The 19,213-nt window shown below is 43.9% G+C and carries 19 protein-coding genes; 13 read left to right on the top strand and 6 right to left on the bottom strand.

The window, feature by feature from the left end; genetic code table 11:
- The first annotated feature begins 84 nt into the window (after window positions 1–84).
- On the top strand, window positions 85–2,304 hold the full coding sequence (gene parC, locus H4I94_RS01175; RefSeq protein ID WP_092819226.1) for a DNA topoisomerase IV subunit A: 2,220 nt from the start codon (window positions 85–87) through the stop codon (window positions 2,302–2,304).
- A 148-nt stretch (window positions 2,305–2,452) separates the two neighbouring features.
- Window positions 2,453–4,129 (top strand): AMP-binding protein, encoded by a 1,677-nt coding sequence (locus tag H4I94_RS01180; RefSeq protein WP_131272999.1) that lies wholly within the window; start codon window positions 2,453–2,455, stop codon window positions 4,127–4,129.
- Window positions 4,130–4,176: 47 nt separating this feature from the next.
- Here the strand turns inward: H4I94_RS01180 and H4I94_RS01185 are convergent, their stop codons facing one another.
- Window positions 4,177–4,557: a hypothetical protein gene (locus H4I94_RS01185; protein WP_092819224.1), complete on the bottom strand. Its 381-nt coding sequence runs from the start codon at window positions 4,555–4,557 to the stop codon at window positions 4,177–4,179.
- 105 nt (window positions 4,558–4,662) lie between these two features.
- Here H4I94_RS01185 and H4I94_RS01190 point away from each other — a divergent pair, with 105 nt between their 5' ends.
- Window positions 4,663–5,064, top strand: coding sequence for an MAPEG family protein (locus tag H4I94_RS01190; protein ID WP_092819223.1), 402 nt, complete (start codon window positions 4,663–4,665; stop codon window positions 5,062–5,064).
- Between the two features lie 124 nt (window positions 5,065–5,188).
- A complete protein-coding gene (gene ppa, locus H4I94_RS01195) occupies window positions 5,189–5,725 on the top strand; it encodes an inorganic diphosphatase (RefSeq protein ID WP_005233448.1) in 537 nt (178 codons plus the stop codon).
- Window positions 5,726–5,815: 90 nt separating this feature from the next.
- Here the strand turns inward: ppa and H4I94_RS01200 are convergent, their stop codons facing one another.
- The gene (locus H4I94_RS01200; protein WP_261181079.1) at window positions 5,816–7,114 is read right to left on the bottom strand and encodes an OprD family porin; all 1,299 of its coding nucleotides are present in this window, start codon (window positions 7,112–7,114) and stop codon (window positions 5,816–5,818) included.
- An 872-nt stretch (window positions 7,115–7,986) separates the two neighbouring features.
- Between H4I94_RS01200 and H4I94_RS01205 the strand changes: the two genes are divergently transcribed.
- Both H4I94_RS01205 and H4I94_RS01210 read left to right on the top strand, forming a co-directional pair.
- Window positions 7,987–8,196 carry a hypothetical protein gene (locus H4I94_RS01205; protein ID WP_261181081.1) on the top strand — a complete coding sequence of 70 codons (210 nt, stop codon included), beginning with the start codon at window positions 7,987–7,989 and terminating at the stop codon, window positions 8,194–8,196.
- Between the two features lie 394 nt (window positions 8,197–8,590).
- Window positions 8,591–9,328, top strand: a complete 738-nt coding sequence (locus H4I94_RS01210) for a TorF family putative porin (protein ID WP_261181087.1) — start codon at window positions 8,591–8,593, stop codon at window positions 9,326–9,328.
- Window positions 9,329–9,443: 115 nt separating this feature from the next.
- On the opposite strand, the gene H4I94_RS01215 is transcribed toward H4I94_RS01210, so the two are convergent.
- The 3 genes from H4I94_RS01215 to H4I94_RS01225 form a co-directional block, all read right to left on the bottom strand.
- A complete protein-coding gene (locus tag H4I94_RS01215; RefSeq protein WP_261181098.1) occupies window positions 9,444–9,950 on the bottom strand; it encodes a GNAT family N-acetyltransferase in 507 nt (168 codons plus the stop codon).
- Window positions 9,951–9,956: 6 nt separating this feature from the next.
- The gene (locus H4I94_RS01220; protein WP_261181099.1) at window positions 9,957–11,444 is read right to left on the bottom strand and encodes a YifB family Mg chelatase-like AAA ATPase; all 1,488 of its coding nucleotides are present in this window, start codon (window positions 11,442–11,444) and stop codon (window positions 9,957–9,959) included.
- A gap of 68 nt (window positions 11,445–11,512) precedes the next feature.
- Window positions 11,513–11,740 (bottom strand): accessory factor UbiK family protein, encoded by a 228-nt coding sequence (locus H4I94_RS01225; RefSeq protein WP_131272995.1) that lies wholly within the window; start codon window positions 11,738–11,740, stop codon window positions 11,513–11,515.
- 279 nt (window positions 11,741–12,019) lie between these two features.
- On the opposite strand from H4I94_RS01225, the gene glnK reads away from it, so the two are divergent.
- The 7 genes from glnK (at window position 12,020) to H4I94_RS01260 (ending at window position 18,180) form a co-directional block, all read left to right on the top strand.
- Entirely contained in the window at window positions 12,020–12,358 is a 339-nt protein-coding gene (gene glnK / locus H4I94_RS01230) for a P-II family nitrogen regulator (RefSeq protein WP_086174160.1), read from the top strand.
- Between the two features lie 59 nt (window positions 12,359–12,417).
- Window positions 12,418–13,824 (top strand): ammonium transporter, encoded by a 1,407-nt coding sequence (locus H4I94_RS01235; protein ID WP_261181101.1) that lies wholly within the window; start codon window positions 12,418–12,420, stop codon window positions 13,822–13,824.
- A gap of 138 nt (window positions 13,825–13,962) precedes the next feature.
- A complete protein-coding gene (nrdR, locus tag H4I94_RS01240) occupies window positions 13,963–14,421 on the top strand; it encodes a transcriptional regulator NrdR (protein WP_086174158.1) in 459 nt (152 codons plus the stop codon).
- Window positions 14,422–14,445: 24 nt separating this feature from the next.
- A complete protein-coding gene (gene ribD / locus H4I94_RS01245) occupies window positions 14,446–15,546 on the top strand; it encodes a bifunctional diaminohydroxyphosphoribosylaminopyrimidine deaminase/5-amino-6-(5-phosphoribosylamino)uracil reductase RibD (RefSeq protein WP_261181102.1) in 1,101 nt (366 codons plus the stop codon).
- Window positions 15,543–16,835, top strand: coding sequence for a DNA adenine methylase (locus tag H4I94_RS01250; protein ID WP_261181103.1), 1,293 nt, complete (start codon window positions 15,543–15,545; stop codon window positions 16,833–16,835). The genes ribD and H4I94_RS01250 overlap by 4 nt, the downstream gene beginning before the upstream one ends.
- 27 nt (window positions 16,836–16,862) lie before the next feature.
- Window positions 16,863–17,522, top strand: a complete 660-nt coding sequence (locus H4I94_RS01255) for a riboflavin synthase (protein ID WP_261181112.1) — start codon at window positions 16,863–16,865, stop codon at window positions 17,520–17,522.
- A 112-nt stretch (window positions 17,523–17,634) separates the two neighbouring features.
- Window positions 17,635–18,180: a VTT domain-containing protein gene (locus H4I94_RS01260; RefSeq protein WP_261181113.1), complete on the top strand. Its 546-nt coding sequence runs from the start codon at window positions 17,635–17,637 to the stop codon at window positions 18,178–18,180.
- A 397-nt stretch (window positions 18,181–18,577) separates the two neighbouring features.
- Here the strand turns inward: H4I94_RS01260 and H4I94_RS01265 are convergent, their stop codons facing one another.
- Complete coding sequence (locus tag H4I94_RS01265) at window positions 18,578–19,213, bottom strand: hypothetical protein (RefSeq protein ID WP_261181116.1); 636 nt, start codon at window positions 19,211–19,213, stop codon at window positions 18,578–18,580.

Consider the following 19,213-nt stretch of genomic DNA (forward strand, 5'->3'; position numbering starts at 1 on the left):
GTTACTGCCCTTGTGTAGTCCGCAGCTGCGACATAGCATAACAACGTAGATACAAAAACGAATTATTTAGGATTTCACGCTTTTATGACCAGCCTTGTGCATCATGCGACAGAAAATCGTTCCGTAGCCGAATTTACTGAACAAGCTTACCTTAACTATGCCATGTACGTGATTATGGACCGTGCATTGCCGCATATCAGTGACGGTTTAAAACCGGTACAGCGCCGTATTGTCTATGCCATGAGTGAACTGGGCTTAAAGCATAGCGGCAAGCCGAAAAAATCTGCCCGTACCGTCGGTGATGTACTGGGTAAGTACCATCCGCATGGTGATTCTGCCTGTTATGAAGCCATGGTGCTGATGGCACAGCCATTCAGTTACCGTTATCCTTTTATTGAAGGTCAAGGCAACTGGGGTTCGCCGGATGACCCGAAATCCTTTGCGGCAATGCGTTATACCGAAGCCAAACTGTCGCAATACAGCGAAGTGCTGTTGTCTGAACTGGGGCAGGGTACCTGTGACTGGCAGGACAACTTTGATGGTTCCCTGAAAGAGCCAGTGAACTTGCCTGCGCGTGTGCCCAATATTTTATTGAACGGCACCACCGGGATTGCCGTGGGGATGGCTACCGACATTCCACCGCATAACCTGCGTGAAGTGGTGAAAGGCACCATTGCCCTGATTCGCAATCCGAACCTGTCCGATGAAAAAGTGGCGGAATATATTCCAGCCCCAGATTTGCCGACCAAAGCCGAAATTATTACTGCCCCTGAAGAACTGCTTAAAGTACAGACCACAGGACGTGGCAGTTACCGTATGCGTGCGGTGTATAAAGTTGAAAAAAATGAAATCGTGATTACCGACCTGCCGTATCAGGTGTCGGGTTCCAAGGTCATTACCCAGATTGCCGATCAGATGCAGGCAAAAAAACTGCCTTTGGTCAGTGACTTGCGGGACGAATCGGATCATCAGAATCCAACCCGTCTGGTGATCGTGCTGCGTTCCAACCGCATTGATGCCGAAGCAGTGATGAGCCATTTATTTGCGACGACCGATCTGGAATCCAGCTATCGCGTCAACATGAACATGATTGGTGCTGATGGCCGTCCACAAGTGAAATCGATTCGCCGCATTTTGCTGGAATGGATTGAAATCCGTAAAACCACAGTGACGCGCCGTCTGCAATACCATTTAAATAAAATTGAAAAACGCCTGCACATTCTCGCGGGTCTGATCATTGCCTATTTAAATATTGATGAAGTGATTCGCATTATTCGTGAAGAAGATCAGCCCAAACCGGTGCTGATGTCCCATTTCAATATTGACGAAATTCAGGCCGAAGCCATTTTAGAACTCAAGTTACGTCATTTGGCCAGACTTGAAGAAATGGAAATGCGCCGTGAACAGGAAGAGCTGGAAGCGCGTGCTGCCATTATCCGCGAGCAGCTGGCCAATCCTGAATCTTTAAAAGCATTGATCATTAATGAGCTGAAAGAAGATGCGAAAAAATTCGGTGATGACCGCCGTTCACCAATCGTGCGTCGTGCCGAGGCACTTGCCATTAATGAACAGGACATGTTGCCGGCCGATCCTGTAACGGTCGTGTTGTCTGAAGCAGGCTGGATCCGTTCTGCCAAAGGTCATGAGGTCGATGCCGAAAACCTGAATTTCCGTGCCGGTGACCAATATTTAAGTCATGCCCAAGGTAAATCCAATCAGAAAGTCTATGTGCTGGACGAAACCGGTCGCAGTTATGCACTGGCCATTAACACGCTGCCATCGGCACGGGGTTTGGGTGAACCTTTAAGTTCCAAACTTTCTCCGGCCAGCGGGGTGGGGTTCCTTCAGGTGTTTATTGCCGAGGATGAAGCTGAAATTCTGGCCTTAAGTTCCAAAGGCTATGGTTTTAAAACCCAGGCGAAACAACTGGATACCAATGCCAAGGCAGGTAAATCCTTTCTGACTGTGCCTGACGATAGCAAAGCGATGCCACTGCAAGCAGTAGAACAGGCGACTCATGTGGCCTTACTCAGTTCAGCCGGCCGAATGCTGGTGGTCGATTTGTCAGAATTGCCAAGCCTGAGTAAGGGTAAAGGTAACAAATTGATACAACTCGAGGCAAAAGATCAAATCGTATCCATGACAATGTTAAATTTAGATGAAATAATTCAAGTGGTTGCTGGACAGCAACAATTAAAACTAAAAGGTGATGATCTTCAAAAATATATTGGTAAGCGAGGCACTAAAGGTCAACTCTTACCACGAGGATATCAAAAAGCAAATAAACTGTTCATTCAAAGATAAAACTAGCATCCCCAATACGAAATAGGCTATATATGGTGTAATTCGTGCAAATGGATGCTTTGTTGAACAATACAAAAGGAAAAAACCAGGTTCAGCAAAGAAAAAAACAGTTTAAAAACTAAGGATTAAGATTGGAGTGATAGGCATTATGGAAAAGATTTGGTTCGCTGAATACCAGAAGACCGGGATTCCGGAAACTGTAGAATTACCAGCTGAAAATACCTCATTGGTTGATGTATTTGAGCGCAATTTCCAGAAATTTGGCTCACGTGACGCCTTTATTTTTATGGATAAAGTTCTCACTTTTAGTGAGTTGGAAGAAGCAAGCCGTAAATTTGCGACTTATCTGCAAAGTTTAGGTTTGGCAAAAGGTACACGTGTGGCGGTGATGATGCCAAACGTCCTTCAATATCCTGTTGTCGCATTGGGGATTTTCCGTGCAGGTCTAGTCCTTGTAAACGTGAACCCGCTTTATACTTCTCGTGAACTTGAGCATCAGTTAAATGACTCTGGTTCTGAAGTGCTGGTGATTATTGAAAACTTTGCCTCTGTTTACCAGGCGATTATTGGTAAAACTCCTGTGAAGCACGTGGTTGTTGCCTCTGTGGGCGACATGCTGGGTGCCTTAAAAGGTACATTAGTGAATTTTGTGTTACGTTCGGTACGTAAGCAAATTCCAGCCTGGAATATTCCAGGACATATCCGCTTTAACGCGGCAATGTCTAAAGTGAATCCAAGCAACTATAAACGTCCTAATCTTACACTGAGTGATACAGCCGTACTTCAATATACCGGCGGAACCACGGGTGTTTCGAAAGGTGCTGAACTGACGCATCGCAATCTGGTTGCGAACATGTTGCAGTGTGACGGTATTTTCCAAAGTAAATTTGGTGCTCAAGATGGGCAACCGGATGACCGCATTTTCTGTGCCTTGCCGCTTTATCACATCTTTGCATTCATGGTATGTGCATTGTACGGCATGTATAAAGGTCAGGCGAACGTGCTTATTCCAAACCCGCGTGACTTGCCAGCGGTAATGAAAGAACTGCGTAAATACCAGCCGTCATTCTTCCCGGCAGTAAACACCCTGTTTAATGCCTTGGTAAATAATGAAGAATTCAAACAGCTTGACCATAGCAAACTGAAAATGGCGATGGGCGGTGGTATGGCGGTATTGCCTTCTACTGCTGAAGCATGGAAGAAAGTTACCGGTACGAATATTATTGAAGGTTACGGTTTATCTGAAACTTCACCTGTTGCAACAGCCAATCCACCGCAATCCACTGAATTTAGCGGTACCATTGGTATTCCATTACCGTTGACTGAAGTGGCTATTTTGGATGATGACGGCAATGAAGTGCCGCTTGGCGAACAGGGTGAAATCTCTATTCGTGGTCCACAAGTCATGAAAGGTTACTGGAACCGTCCAGATGAAACTGAAAAAGTGATGATCAACGGTTTCTTCCGTACCGGTGATATCGGTATCATGGATGCTCGCGGCTATATCAAGATTGTCGATCGTAAAAAAGACATGATCTTGGTGTCTGGCTTTAACGTTTATCCTTCAGAAATTGAAGAAGTAATTTCTAAGCACCCTAAAGTGCTGGAAGTTGCTGCGATTGGTGTACCTGACGAAAAATCAGGTGAAGTGCCTAAACTGTTTGTAGTGAAAAAAGAGCCGTCACTCACCACAGAAGAAGTACTTGCTTTCGCTAAAGAAAACTTAACCGGCTACAAACGCCCACGTTATGTTGAGTTTATAGATGAATTGCCAAAGTCCAACGTGGGTAAAATCTTGCGTAAAGACTTGCGTAAAACTGCATAAATACTGCAATAAAAAAGCGCCGTGATCGGCGCTTTTTTATTTGGGCTTTAATCTTTCAACATCCATCGATCAATATAGGGACGTGCTATACCCGTAATCCATAGAAAGGTCGTGATGCTACCGAATTGATAAACGTATCGCTTTAAATCAAATGCACCAAAACTATATAAATTATCAAGCAAGCAGTAGAACGCAACGACGGTAGTCCATATCCACAGGGCCTGACGTTTAATTCCCACCATCCAAAGCGCGAGAATTGAAATAACAATGGTGAAAATAAGGGAAAGCCGATTGAAATTGGCGCACATGACCGAAAGTAAAAATCCGACAATCGGCAATACGACTTTGAGTATCCGATCCACTTTAAGTTGATGCTGGCGCTGCTTTTCAAGTACATCAAACATTTTCTCTTGATCAGGATTAACCATCATGGATCCTTATTGCTCATTTATAAAAACACTATAATTTACAAAAAATATTGCGAAAACACCATGCTATGATAGGCAGCATAAAATCTTAATGAGAAAAATGAGATGCAAAGCATTAGCGGAATAATTTATCTCATCTTAATCGCATGTTTATTGCCTTACGTTTTTACCGCAATTGCAAAAAAAGCAGCAGGTTTTAAAGCACGAGATAACCAGAACCCGCGTGAATTTCTGGCTAGAACCACAGGTTTGGCCGCACGTGCCAATGCGGTACAACAAAACAGTTTTGAAAGTTTACCCTTATTTATTGCCTCGATTTTAATGGCAGAATATATGGTGGTTTCTCAAAACCTGATCATGACCTTTGGTATGGCCTATATTTTACTCCGTATTTTCTACGGCATCTGCTATTTAGCCAATTGGGCCACTTTGCGTTCCATTATCTGGACCTTGTCCTTGCTTTGTCCGATTTTCCTGCTGCTGCTGGTGATTAAATTAACCACCTGAGCCTGAAAATGTGCAAATACATATTTTCATCCAGCAGATGTATAATCGAAAAGTTATTTAATACGCAAAAACCGTTATAATCGTTGCGGTTTAAAAAAGATTTAACTTGTTAAAGAGTGATGCTATGAGCTACAGCAATATCCCAGCGGGTAAAGATGCACCAAACGACATCTATGTAATTATTGAAATTCCTGCAAATGCAGCACCAATCAAATACGAAATCGACAAAGATTCTGATGCATTATTTGTAGACCGCTTTATGGGTACTGCAATGTTCTACCCGGCAAACTACGGTTATGTGCCAAACACCTTGTCTCTTGATGGCGATCCATTAGACGTATTGGTTGTGACTCCACACCCGGTTGAACCAGGTTCAGTGATTCGTTGCCGTCCTGTGGGCAAATTGAACATGGAAGATGACGGTGGTGTTGATGCGAAACTGGTTGCAGTTCCACACGACAAATTAACGCCAATCTATAAAGACGTTCAGGAATATACCGATCTTCCTCCGCTTTTGATCAGCCAAATCGAACACTTCTTCCAACACTACAAAGACTTAGAGCCAGGAAAATGGGTGAAGTTAAGTGGTTGGGAAGGTGCTGACGTTGCAAAACAAGAAGTGCTTAGCTCAATTGCAGCTTATGCAGAAGCAAACAAATAATTGTTTGTTTCGAATTTAGCCTGAAAGGCTTACACAAAAAAACCTGCACATTGTGCAGGTTTTTTATTTCCCTTAAATAAAGCTGTGGAATTAGAATAATTTCACAGGAATATCTAAGAATAAACGCCATTCGTTGGTATCGCCAATGTAAGCACTGTCATACACATCGTTGGCACGATAGATTGAGTTACGTACACGCAAGCTGGCATCTTTGGCAAAACCGCTTTGAACAGTGTATTTCACTTGGTTAAAGAATTCATTTTCTTTACCTTCGCCTGTTTTACCAGCAACATTGATGTCCCAACCATAGACATAAGCAGTAGTCCAGGTTAAGCCCGGAACCTTCATTGCGCCAAAGTCATAGGTATATTGAACTTGTGCTGATTTCTCATGGTTGCCGACGAAGTCAGACAAGTAAGAGTTTGGCAAGTAAATACTTTGGTAGCCGTCAGCATTTTGGCCGTAATCATACCCAGTGTTGCCAGTATTTTGTTGGTAAGCCAACATGACATTGTGTGGACCAGTATTATAAGTGCCTGAAATTGCCCAAATATTGTTGCTTCGACCGGAAACATCTTTATTGCCAATTGTTGAAGAATAAGTAGCGGCTTGTTCATCAAACTCAGTGTGATAACCGCTGAAGTCATAAGTGAGTGAGCTGTCGTTAGCCAAGGCTTGTTTATAGTTGGCATTTACGTAATGACGCTCTAATTTATTTTTGCTATCTAAGCCATAGTACGATGCATTTAAAGCATCATTAAATTTGTATTTTGCGCCCCAAACTACTGCACGGTCTAAGTTTTCACCATCAGTGTTGATTTGATCTGAATACTGGTTTTTAGTGAATTTACCCGCAATAACTTCCAAATTTTCAATTTCGTGGCTTGTTGCAAGCACACCGGTGAAATATTCAGGAACCATACGGCCTGTATTACTTGCAAGAACAGGGATATCTAATACTTGAGTACCGTACTCAACAGTTGTATTTGAAATACGTGCTTTGACACTTGCACCACCACGAGCCCAATGATCATAAGCATCACCATTTGGATTTTCTGCAGTCGGTGCATGCTTAGGAATCATGCCATTATTCGCATTTTTGTTTTCGCCCAGTTTAAATGAAGCATCACCAACCACATTTACACCAAAACCTACCACACCTTGGGTAAAACCAGACTCGAGTTTGACGATAGCAGATTGTGCAGCAGAACTTTGATCTTTAACACCAGGTGCTTTCTTGTCACGATTGATATAACCGGTACGGAAAAGTACAGAGCCTTCAGCATCCTCAACAAAGCCTTTAGACTCGCTTTGCTCGCTTGCATATGCTGTTGAGATTAATGCAGCCTGAATTAAAACTGCTAAAGTAAGTTTTTGTGATTTTTGCATTGGGAGAGAGCCTTATACAAAATGGGAGAAGGAAATGAAAGGAATTGTATACATAATGTATCGCAAAAAAATCATTTTTTAATACATTTTATTTAACTAAAGTTAAATATTTTTTAATGTGATTTTATATCTTTTAGTCAATAAAAATATTTAAGGTTTGCTATTTTTAAAAATTATTTTATAAAACAATAATATATTTAAAGTATAAATAATTTGTCGTGTAATTCTGATCACTAATAGCGAGTCGAAATTCCCTATTTAAGGGTAAATTTATGAAATTTTTCTGCTTTAAACTTTAGTCTAATATTGATTCGAGAGGCTGAATGATTGATTTTCGGTAGAAAGCGAGAGGAAAAGCCTTAAACTTTAAAAAATTTCATATTTGTGTAAAAGTCATCTCATTTTTTTGAAAATACACTCGATTTTAATTCAATATTAGGTGGTTTTATTGGTTTTTAGTAGCAGAGAAGTAAGAAGATAATGATTTAAAGAAATTAACCAAAAAGTATAAAAGTTTTTAGAATTCACAGCTGAATTTATCATTAAACAAGAATCTCAAGCAGGTTTTATAAGAAGATGTAATGCTGAAAATTTCACACAAAATTGCGTTATTTTTATGTCGTGTATAGCACGACACTGAACCAGGATTGGAGCTATAAAGTTCAAGCTGCCGTTTATAACGATCAAAATGGCGGTACGGGATAGGGTGAACATAGCGATAAACCTAAAACCACCGCATTTGATGTACTGGGCAAACTGGCTTATAAGGATTTAACGTTAAGCACGGCAGTGATGTTGATGGAGGCTTCTTTGGGTCATGCAGGAGATAGGTATTTAACAGCAGCTTATCGTTATACTTTACCGCAAATTTTATGTTGAACACTTCGGTTGGTACGTCTATTGATAAGAACAGCCGTGATGACAGCAGGATTGAAACGAAAAGTGATGGGGCTTGCAAGGAAGTGCGTTTCGGTTTAACTAAAGCAATAGCCAATTCTGGAGTGACTGCTTCTGTAGATTATGGGATGGGAGGCAAGGACTATTTTGATACAGATTTTGACCATCAGTGGTTTGGGCTTTAATTTTTAATTTATAACTTCCTGACAGGTTAAAATAATTGAAAGTGTACAGTTTGCCTTAAAATTGTGCACTTTTTTTATGCATAATTAAAAAAACAGGTGAAAAAATAGCCTTAAAAAGAGGCGTGATGTAAGTAAATATGAATTTTATAGGATGGTCGAGTCAAGCTCATATCAGTCCTATGTGGTTAGCATTCTTGGCTGTTCTGCAGATATAGGAAATTTATCTTTATAAATAAAAAAATAATAAAAACAATTATTTAAAATTATATATTTTTTTATGACTGTCTTTTTAAAGGCTGAATTCTGTTTTTGGCATAGCTATTGCTAACTCTGATATGAGTCTAACGAAATAACCAAACATAGCATCGTGCTACGATGTAGGGGGAATCCAAGAATGAAATTTACTTTTAAAGCATTATCTTTAGCTGTGGTTGCAACAGCGTCTAGCTTCACTTTTGCAGATGAAACACCAGCCTCACCATTCGGCTTATCTGTAAGTGGAACTGCAGCAATAACCTCGGACTACCGTTATCGTGGTATGACGCAAACCTTCAATGATCCAGCCGTACAAGCAGGTTTTGTTTTATCTCATGACTCCGGCCTATATGCAGGGGTGTGGGGTTCAAATGTTGATTTTGGCGGTACAGCACACATTGAGCTAGACCCTTACATCGGTTTTGCAACGACTTTAGATAGCTTTGCCAATAAACCGTTACTGGATGTAGGTTTGTGGTATTACGCCTATCCAAGTGAAAGTGACTTAAACTGGTTGGAATTATACGGTAAATTGACCTTCAATGACGTGTTGACAGAAGGTGCAAGTCTATTAACAGCAGTGAACTATACCAATGATTTCCTGGGCTTAGACACTGATGCATGGTACCTGAATGCAACGTATTCTGTACCTTTTGCTGCTGGCTTTGGCGGTGTTGCTGCACTGGGTTATACGCTGGCGGATGAAAATTATTTTGGCAGTGAGGACAGCTATTTTGACTGGAAAGCTGGGGTAACCTATTCATTCGCTTCCGTTGAGGGCCTAACTGCCGAATTGGCTGCGATTGGTACGGATATTGATCCTGAAAATCGTGGTGTAGAGACAGGGGCGGTCTTTACCTTAACCAAAGCATTCTAATTTGAAATGATTAAAAAACCTTCAAAGTTGTACTTTGGAGGTTTTTTTATGGAGATGATTGAGGGGGCTGACATGTTGTCCCTTACACTAACCGCAAGGCCATGCTTTATTTTGCTCATGGGGCAGAAAATGCAGCATGATAGCTCACATGACCTTGAGGTATATCCTCATCAAAAGACAAAGCCTGAAAGTATTCGGCCGGAACATTGTCTAAAATCAGATCAGATACAGCTTTAAAACCAAATTCAGAATAAAAATCCGGATCACCTAAAACTACACAGCCTTTGGCTGCATGAGTTTTTAATTGAACCAAAGCCGACCGGATGAGTGCTGAACCGATTCCTTGCAGTTGCCATTCCGGCAAAACAGCGACAGGCCCCAAGCCATACCAGCCTTGCACCCCGGAAGAAATCAGTACCGGTGAAATAGCCAAATGTCCGACGATCTGCTGATTTAAAACAGCCACCAAAGAAATGGTCAGCGCATTGGCCTTGCGCAGTGCGGCGACAATGAATTGTTCGTTATGACTGGAATAGGGCTGCGTTTTAAAGGCCTGTTCAATCACCTGGGCAATTTCCGCATGATCAGCAGGATGTTCACTACGAATCAGTAAATTATGCATTTGGGATTAGCCCTGTTGTGCCCGATAGGACAACGCTTCGGTTAAATGCTGGCTTTGAATCGCGGTATGTTGCGATAAATCGGCAATGCTTCTCGCAACGCGTAATACCCGATGATAAGCACGGGCAGACAGGTTTAGGCGTTGCTGTGCGGTTTCCATAATTTTCTGTGCCTGTGCATCGAGACAGGCAAACTGCTCCAGCTGTTGGGGCGTTAAAGCATGGTTCAGGCATTGTTGCCGTTGCATCTGCTGTTCATAGGCCTGAATCACCCGTTGTCGCACTGTCTGTGAATTTTCAACCGGTGATGTATCTTGCAATTCATGTGCTTGTAAAGGCGGCACGTCAATATGCAGGTCAATCCGGTCCAGGAGTGGACCTGAAATGCGATTTTGATAACGTTTAATCGCATCCGCTGAACATTGACAGCGTATATCCTGATTAAAGGCATAACCACAAGGGCAGGGATTCATTGCAGCAATCAGTTGAAAGTTTGCCGGAAAGGTAATTTGCCTGGAGGCACGTGAGATCACAATTTCTTTAGATTCCAGCGGTTGTCTTAATACTTCCAGAACCTTGCGATCAAATTCAGGCAGCTCATCTAAAAACAATACGCCCAAATGCGCCAGGGTAATTTCACCGGGTTTGGGATGTGAACCGCCACCGACCAAGGCAATCGCGGAAGCGGTATGATGCGGTGCACGAAAAGGGCGCTGCCCAAAGGGATGTGAGCTGTTGGCAACCGAGTAAATACTGGCAACTTCCAGATTTTCCTGCATGTCCAGAGGCGGTAAAATACTGGCCAGCCGTGAAGCCAACAGGGTTTTTCCGGTTCCTGGAGGTCCCTTAAACAATAAAGAATGGCCGCCCGCTGCAGCAATTTCTAAAGCACGTCGCGGACGCAATTGGCCTTTGACATCGGCTAAATCAAATTTATATTGGTCAATAGGGCTGGTGGTATTGGCCTGATATTGTGGAAGCGGATACTGGCTAGATAAATGTTCACAGACATCTTTCAGATGATGGGCCGCAAACACTTCAAAACCGGGCAGTTGCGAGGCATCTTGGGCATTCTGCTGCGGCAAAATCAGTTGATGTCCAGACTGCTGGCAGGCAATGGCAATGCTTAAAATACCGCTGATGGGACGAAGTTGACCGTCCAGGGCCAACTCACCAATAAATTCCAAATGATCTGTCACATTTTCAGGGAGTTGCCCTGACGCAATAAGAATTCCCAAAGCAATCGGCAAATCCAGTCGTGAGCCATCTTTGGGTAAGTCTGCAGGCGCCAGGTTGATGGTGAGACGTTTGGTGGGAAACTGGAAACCACTATTAATAATGGCAGAACGTACCCGGTCTTTACTTTCACGAACTGCTGCTTCAGGTAGTCCGACAATGGTTAAAGAGGGTAAACCCTGACTGACATGAACTTCCACCTCAATTAAAGGCGCATGAAGTCCAAGCAGACCTCGAGTATAGATTTTCGCAAAAGACATTTATTATTGTTCCATTGTAGTGCGTTATTTTTAATCGTTTTTGGTCTTTTTGTGCACTAGAAAAGTGCTTATTTATTGTTCTTGATTTTAATTTCTAAAGTTTCAACTTGTTTAAGCAGTTCATTCAAACGTAAATTGGCATTATTGAGTGCAGTACGTTGACGTTCAATTTCATCTTTGGAAACCAGATCCATCTTGCTGACGGCTTCATTCAGTAAGGCCCGTAAATTATGTTCGACATCTTTTTTCGGTTGATCAAGTTGTTCCATTATGGCTTGTAATAAGGTTTCAATCATTGCAGTGTCCATATAAGGATGGAGAAGTGGCGCTAGTGTAACATCGCTCCTACCCGGACCATAGCCCCACTCGACCGGATATAGCTTTATCCGATGTGTAAAATCGTTAATTTTATAGTAAAAATGTCTAGTTTTTAAAACTCAGACTACATCTAAAAGTATAAAATAGGTTATAAAGAAAACTCGTGTCAAAGTTTCTATTTCCCCCAACCTTAGAATTTTTGGCACGAAATTTGAACATAAAACCTTACTGGTGAAAGAAGCCGAAGGAAAACAAACATGAAGCTCGTAACTGCAATTGTAAAACCCTTTAAATTGGATGACGTGCGTGAAGCACTCTCTGACATTGGTGTTCAAGGGATCACCGTAACTGAAGTCAAAGGCTTTGGTCGTCAAAAAGGTCACACTGAACTTTACCGTGGTGCAGAATATGTTGTTGATTTTTTGCCTAAAGTAAAAATTGAAATCGCGATTAGCGATGAAATGGTGGATTCAGTCATTGAATCGATTACGCGTGTGGCAAGCACAGGTAAAATTGGTGACGGTAAAATTTTCGTTACTAATTTAGAACAAGTCATCCGTATCCGTACCGGTGAAACAGGTGCAGATGCTGTTTAATTTGGCATGAAGTTTGCTGAGTAGCTAATAACTCAAAAAAACTAGGTTGGGGGATACGAATGAAAAAAATGCTCATTGCGTTGAGTTTATCTGGCGCACTTTTAGGTGGTTCTGTTGCATGGGCTGAAGAAGCGCTAACAGCAGCATCCACTCCTTCTGAAAATGTAGTAGTCACTGAAACTACTGATCCATCTTTAACAACAAATTCCGAATTGGCTGCAGCCCCTGCTCCAGCTGAACCAGCAGCACCTGCCGAAGAAGAACCAAAATTAGATACAGGTGACACCTCATGGATTTTAGTGTCTACAGCTCTGGTTTTATTGATGACCATTCCGGGACTCGCATTATTTTACGGCGGTATGGTTCGTAAGAAAAACGTACTGGGCACCATGGCACATAGCTTTGTTGCGGCAGCCGTTGTCAGTATTACCTGGGTGGTGATTGGTTATACCCTGGCCTTTGGCAGTGGCAATGCTTTTATTGGTAATCTGGATAAAATCATGCTATCCGGCATTACCACAGATGCCTTAACAGGAACGATTCCAGAAATTCTGTTTGTCATTTTCCAAATGACCTTTGCCATCATTACTGTAGCCATTATTACCGGTGCGATTGCAGAACGTATGAAATTTGGAGCTTTCGTGGCATTCATTACCATTTGGAGCATCGTGGTTTACGCGCCAATTACCCACTGGGTATGGGGTGGCGGCTGGTTAGCGAATGATGGCGCACTCGACTTTGCTGGTGGTACGGTGGTGCATATCAACTCGGGTGTTGCAGGTCTGGTTGCTGCTTACATGCTGGGTAAACGTATGGGCTTGGGCCGTGAATCGATGGCTCCGCATAACCTGACTTTAACCGTAATTGGTGCAAGTCTGGTATGGGTCGGCTGGTTTGGCTTCAATGGCGGTTCTGCACTCGGCGCAAACGGTTCAGCAGGTTATGCTTTGATCGTAACCCAAGTTGCAGCAGCGGCAGCAGCCATTGCCTGGTTGATCACTGAAAAAGTGATTCGTGGTAAAGCTTCTGTATTGGGTGGTGCATCTGGCGCAGTTGCAGGTTTGGTGGTCATTACGCCGGCAGCAGGTTTCGTGACTGTAGGCGGTGCATTGGCGATGGGTTTGATCGGTGGTGTGGTGTGCTTCTGGGGTATTACAGCGCTTAAACGTGCACTGAAAGCGGATGACTCTCTGGATGCCTTTGGTCTGCATGGTGTAGGTGGTATTGTGGGTGCAATCCTGACTGCGGTATTTGCCAGTGAATTCATTATGGGCGATAAAGTACCGACAGATATGATGCATCAATTATGGGTACAACTTGAAGGTGTATTGGCAACCATCGCTTACTCTGCAGTATTGACCTTCATCATTCTGAAAGTGATTGATCTGGTGATGGGTATCCGTGTGGCGAATGATGACGAACGTATGGGTCTTGACCTGAGTCAACATGGCGAACGTGTAGAATAAGATAAAAACTCATAATCAATATATTGTGTAAAACAGCCCGTCAGGGCTGTTTTTTTTCCATATCTTGCGTAAGCCTCTACAAAGGGCAGAATTTTTGCTACACTCTAAATCCGATTTGATTTGTTCAATTAAACCGCTATGCATTGTCCATTTTGCAACGCCGCAGATAGTAAAGTGATCGATTCGCGTTTGGCTGCCGAAGGTTGCCAGATTCGTCGACGTCGTGAATGTATCAGCTGTGGAGAACGTTTTACCACCTTTGAAACTTATGAAGTGGTCATGCCCCGGGTGATCAAATCCGATGGCAAGAGCGAACCGTTCGACGAAGCAAAAATGCGCCGTTCCCTGATGCATGCCTTGCAAAAACGTCCGGTGACCCAGGAACAGATCGAAACCGTCCTCAGTGATATCCAGTTACAGATTCGCCGTTTAGGTGAGCGGGATGTCAAATCACGTACCATTGGTGAAATTGTCATGCAGGCTTTATTTGCCTTAGACCATGTCGCTTACGTCCGTTTTGCCTCGGTTTACCAGGATTTCCAGGATGTTGAAGCCTTCCGTCGTCAAATTGAACAGATGCAACAGCGCGAACACTAAGATTTATTTTCCAAGAGCAATTTAATGTCTGAGTTAAATCAAAACTCCCAACAAGATCAAGCCTGGATGCAACGTGCAATTGAATTGGCACGACTCGGACAATATTCAACTAAACCCAATCCTAATGTCGGCTGTGTCATCGTGAAAGATGGTCAACTGGTTGGGGAGGGCTTTCATCCGAAGGCCGGGCAACCGCATGCGGAAGTGTTTGCCATGCGCCAGGCCGGTGAACAAGCCAAAGGTGCAACGGCGTATGTGACTTTGGAGCCGTGTGCGCATTATGGCCGTACACCGCCGTGTGCCAAAGGCCTGGTCGAAGCTGGAATTGCAAAAGTCATTGTTGCCTGTCCTGATCCGAATCCTTTGGTCGCTGGCAAGGGTGTACAAATTCTAAAAGATGCCGGCATTGCAGTTGAAATGGGTATCTGTGAACAGGATGCAGCACAGCTCAATCGCGGTTTTTTAAAAGCCATGGCCAGCGGCATGCCTTATGTACGTCTAAAAGTGGCTTCCAGTCTGGATGGCCGCACAGCGATGGCTTCTGGTGAATCGAAATGGATTACTGGAAGCGAGGCCCGTCAGGATGTACAGCACTGGCGCGCCATTTCCGGTGTTGTCATTACGGGCATAGAAACGGTACTTGCCGATGACTGTCAGCTGAATGTGCGTCAGCTGAATGGTGTTGCAGATATCAGCACGGTGGTTCAGCCCAAACGTCTGGTGCTGGATCGTCAGGGACGTTTACCGCTGAATGCAAAAATACTCCAGCAACCTGAAACAGTCATGGTGATGGGGCCTTTCCGTCAGGAACTGGCCGATTTAGGCGTGCTACAATTTGCAGTACAGCCTTTAAAAGACGTGCTACAGACCTTATTTACCCAGCATCAAATTTATGATGTGCTGGTGGAAGCAGGGGCAACATTATCCACGGCCTTTTTGCAGGAGCGGCTGGTGGATGAAATGATCAGCTATGTTGCACCGACCTTTTTAGGTCAAACCGCTCGTGCGATGTTTAATGCGGAATTTGACCGCATGGCAGAGCAACTTCGATTTAAGCTCATAGACCTGACCCAAGTCGGGAATGATGTGCGCTTAAGGTTAATCCCTTCTCAAGAGACAGTATGAATTCAGAGTCTTCGGTTTATCATAAACGTCGTCATTCAGCGCGTACTACAGATGAATACCTTTTCAATCAGCTTGTTCCATATTTGGGGAATAAACGCCGTTTATTGCATCTGATTTTGGAAGCCCTTGAGAGTACGGGAACCTTGAATAGCCACAATGGCCGGGCCCCGATTTTTGCCGACTTTTTTGCCGGTTCCGGTGTGGTTTCGCGTCTGGCGCGACAAAATGGCTATCGGGTCATTGCCAATGACTGGGAACCCTACAGTCATGCTTTGAACAATGCGATTTTATCCTGTGTCGAAGCCCCCGCATTTAAAGAGTTGGGCGGTTATCAAAAAGCCATTGATTATCTGAACCGTTTGCCTGAAGTGAAGGGTTGGGTGACGCATAACCTGTGTCCGCGCAATGACGAAATCTATGATCCGACTCGCGACCGGCTGTTCTTCAAACGCCGTAATGGCATGCGTATTGATGCCATCCGCCAGCAGATTGCCACCTGGCAGGCACAAGGTGCGATTGATGATGTGGAAATGTCGGCATTGCTGGCTCCCTTGCTGTATTCGGCCAGTTTCGTCAGTAATACTTCTGGGGTATTTAAAAGCTTCCACCATGGCTGGGGCGGTAAAACCCAAACTGCTTTGGAACGGATTGAATCCTTACTCTGGCTGACCCCAAGCCGTTTCTGTGAAATCGGCGACCCGAAAAAACCGGCCGCGGAAATGTGGTGTGTTGATGCCCAGCATCTGGCCAACCAGATGAGTCATTTTGAAGTCGATATCGCTTATCTGGATCCGCCGTATAACCAGCATGCCTATAGCAGTAACTATCATGTATTGAATGCCTTGACGCTGTGGGATCAGGTCGATTTGCCGAGTCCAGACACCAAAGGCTTTAAAAGCGGGATTGACCGGGCGTGGCGTAAAGAGCGTCCGAGCCAGTACAATTCTTCCAAGCATGCCAAAGAAGCCTATGAAAAATTATTGGCAACCATTAATGCACGTTATATTCTGACCAGCTATTCGACCGATGGTAATATTGAAGCGGGCGATTTGCTGCAGGCTAACTTGAAGCGTGGTCGCGTCACCTTGCTGACCCAAGATGTACCGCGCTACCGGGTGAGCAAGCAGCGCCAGTCAGAGCGCGCACGTGTGCTAGAATTTATTGTCATCACCGATACCCATGCCAAATCGGGTCCGCCATTACGCCAACTCTTGGGTCAGCTGTATCATTTTGCTGAACTTGGCGGTGTGGATACGACCGGTGTAAGTACGCAACTGGCATTGTGGTAAAACAACGGCAGAATTAGAGAAAAAGTTATGTTTACAGGCATTATTGAAAGTCTAGGTAAAGTAGAAAGCTTGCAAAATGTGGGTGGTGATGTGCGTCTGCGTATTGGCACCGACCTCGACATGTCTGATGTGCATTTGGGCGATTCGATTGCCACCAACGGGATCTGCCTGACTGTGATTGAATGGGGCAAAAACTGGTATGCCGCTGACGTTTCACGTGAAAGTCTGAATCGAACTACTTTAGGTACCTGGAAAGTGGGGCAGCCGGTTAATGTGGAAAAAGCCATGTTGCCGACCACCCGTTTTGGCGGACATATCGTCAGTGGTCATGTCGATGCGGTCGGTGAAATCACGCTGGTACGTGAAGATGCTCGTTCCATTTATTATGAGGTTACGGCTCCGGCGGAAATTGCCAAATATCTGGCAGAGAAAGGCTCGGTCACGGTAGATGGCATTAGTCTGACCATTAACCACCTGCGTGGCAATATTATTAGCCTGAACCTGATTCCGCATACGGCAGAACGTACCAATATTGGCACCTGGAAAACCGGAGCAAAAGTGAATCTGGAAGTCGATGTGTTAGCGCGTTATATCGAGCGTTTAATGCTGGGTGACAAGGCTGCCGACACCACAGAACAGTCAAAAATAAGTATGGCTTTTCTGGCAGAAAATGGCTTCTTGAAGTAAAACATCCTAAAATAGAAAACAGTCTGACTGAAAAGTCAGGCTGTTTTTTTATTGATGAGCGATGGTTTTTAATCTGTGATGCACATATCAAGATGGCAAAGGGTATCGGTAAATGCTTGATTTTATAATGCATATCGAACAATGGTTACCGACTTTACTGGATCAGTATGGTCTGTGGATCTATGCCATTTTATTTCTGATTATCTTTGCAGAAACCGGTTCTGTGTTTATGTTCTTCTTGCCGGGGGACAGCCTGTTGATTGCGATAGGGGCTCTCTGCTCAACCACAGATGTGATCCATTTAAACACCATGGGATTGTTGCTGTTTAGTGCTGCGGTACTGGGCTATATCGTCAATTATTATACCGGGCAAATCTTGGGATTTAAGTTTTTCCATGAACATTCACGCTACTTAAAACCGGCCTATATTGTAAAAACCAACCATTATTTTACCAAGCATGGCGGTAAAACCATTCTGGTGGCCCGATTTGTGCCGTTCGTACGTTCGTTTGCACCCTTCGCTGCAGGGGCAGGGCATATGAATCTCTGGAGTTTTATGCTGTATAACGTGGCCGGCGGTTTCATCTGGATTGCCGTGTTATTGGGGATAGGTTACGGCGCCGGGAATATGCTGGGTCTTGCCGTGGACCTGTTTTAATTTTGAATACTTTGGATTTCAGCCTCATTTCACATTATAGAGCCAAGAAAAAGCCCACCAAAATTGCAGGGCTATTCCATAATTTGAATTTTATTTCAGCACGGAATCAATATGATGGTATTTTATATTTAAATATTTGATATTTATTTATATTTAATTTTTTCACAGCCTTGTCTTTTCTTTAAAAGTTTAAGTAACTTTGTGTAGGCTGAACCCTACTTTTGACAGACCAAAAGTAGGCACAAGTCTTTATTCCCCATACACGACGTCCTGTCGTGATGGGGACTGTGTGGCATCCTTGCCACACTCACAACTCTAACACCTGGAATTCAACTATGGGACAGCAGTGACCGAAAGGGATTGTTTAAAGAAGACCTGAAATACCGAGGATGAAACCTCAAGATGCAGGTTTTTCCGAAGATAAATTCGAATTCTTTAAAATATATTCAATTTCTTCCTGACTGGCCTGATGCAGCTTGGCACGAAACACGGTCACCGCTTGCTCAATCAGCGTTTCCGCTTCCAGTTCCAGACGTAAACGCAGGCTTTCCAGCTCCGATAATATTTCATGGTCAGCCATCGGGAACATGCCCTTGGCAAAATTCAGGGCCGGGCCGGCAGGGTTCTTGTGGTAACGTGCAGTATAGGTTTGCGTTTCGTGCTCTATATTTTGACGAATCAAAGCCAGGGTATGGGTTTGTTCGGCAAATTGTCTTTCTTCATCTAACTGTAATGCCCGTGCATAAGCAGCCTGCTCGGCGCGCTTATTTTCCAGCGACTGTTCCAGGGCACGTTGCTTGCGCAAACGCGCTTCTTCAATCAGCTGGGCCTTACGTTCGACATAGGCACGTTCAATTTTTTCATAAGACTGCTGCTGGGCTTCTTTATCTTTTTCCAGCCACTTATGAATATTGGTTTCAGGTTTGAGGACATTGCAGACGCGGTGTAGGTCATCAATAAATGCCTGACGAACAGCCTCAGGTACATTTAACCAGCGCTGTTTAAAATCTTGACCGACATTTAATGCCACCAC

Source organism: Acinetobacter sp. T_3_1 (assembly GCF_025377055.1).
GTDB lineage: Bacteria > Pseudomonadota > Gammaproteobacteria > Pseudomonadales > Moraxellaceae > Acinetobacter > Acinetobacter kookii.

Bases quoted from the DNA above. Each gene is read 5' to 3' on its own strand.
- H4I94_RS01250 (WP_261181103.1), top strand. From the start codon at position 15,543: ATGAATTCAGAGTCTTCGGTTTATCATAAACGTCGTCATTCAGCGCGT.
- ribD (WP_261181102.1), top strand. From the start codon at position 14,446: ATGTCTGAGTTAAATCAAAACTCCCAACAAGATCAAGCCTGGATGCAA.
- H4I94_RS01205 (WP_261181081.1), top strand. From the start codon at position 7,987: ATGTTGAACACTTCGGTTGGTACGTCTATTGATAAGAACAGCCGTGAT.
- nrdR (WP_086174158.1), top strand. From the start codon at position 13,963: ATGCATTGTCCATTTTGCAACGCCGCAGATAGTAAAGTGATCGATTCG.
- H4I94_RS01190 (WP_092819223.1), top strand. From the start codon at position 4,663: ATGCAAAGCATTAGCGGAATAATTTATCTCATCTTAATCGCATGTTTA.
- H4I94_RS01235 (WP_261181101.1), top strand. From the start codon at position 12,418: ATGAAAAAAATGCTCATTGCGTTGAGTTTATCTGGCGCACTTTTAGGT.
- ppa (WP_005233448.1), top strand. From the start codon at position 5,189: ATGAGCTACAGCAATATCCCAGCGGGTAAAGATGCACCAAACGACATC.
- H4I94_RS01180 (WP_131272999.1), top strand. From the start codon at position 2,453: ATGGAAAAGATTTGGTTCGCTGAATACCAGAAGACCGGGATTCCGGAA.
- H4I94_RS01185 (WP_092819224.1), bottom strand. From the start codon at position 4,557: ATGGTTAATCCTGATCAAGAGAAAATGTTTGATGTACTTGAAAAGCAG.
- H4I94_RS01255 (WP_261181112.1), top strand. From the start codon at position 16,863: ATGTTTACAGGCATTATTGAAAGTCTAGGTAAAGTAGAAAGCTTGCAA.
- H4I94_RS01210 (WP_261181087.1), top strand. From the start codon at position 8,591: ATGAAATTTACTTTTAAAGCATTATCTTTAGCTGTGGTTGCAACAGCG.
- glnK (WP_086174160.1), top strand. From the start codon at position 12,020: ATGAAGCTCGTAACTGCAATTGTAAAACCCTTTAAATTGGATGACGTG.
- parC (WP_092819226.1), top strand. From the start codon at position 85: ATGACCAGCCTTGTGCATCATGCGACAGAAAATCGTTCCGTAGCCGAA.
- H4I94_RS01200 (WP_261181079.1), bottom strand. From the start codon at position 7,114: ATGCAAAAATCACAAAAACTTACTTTAGCAGTTTTAATTCAGGCTGCA.
- H4I94_RS01215 (WP_261181098.1), bottom strand. From the start codon at position 9,950: ATGCATAATTTACTGATTCGTAGTGAACATCCTGCTGATCATGCGGAA.
- H4I94_RS01225 (WP_131272995.1), bottom strand. From the start codon at position 11,740: ATGATTGAAACCTTATTACAAGCCATAATGGAACAACTTGATCAACCG.
- H4I94_RS01220 (WP_261181099.1), bottom strand. From the start codon at position 11,444: ATGTCTTTTGCGAAAATCTATACTCGAGGTCTGCTTGGACTTCATGCG.
- H4I94_RS01260 (WP_261181113.1), top strand. From the start codon at position 17,635: ATGCTTGATTTTATAATGCATATCGAACAATGGTTACCGACTTTACTG.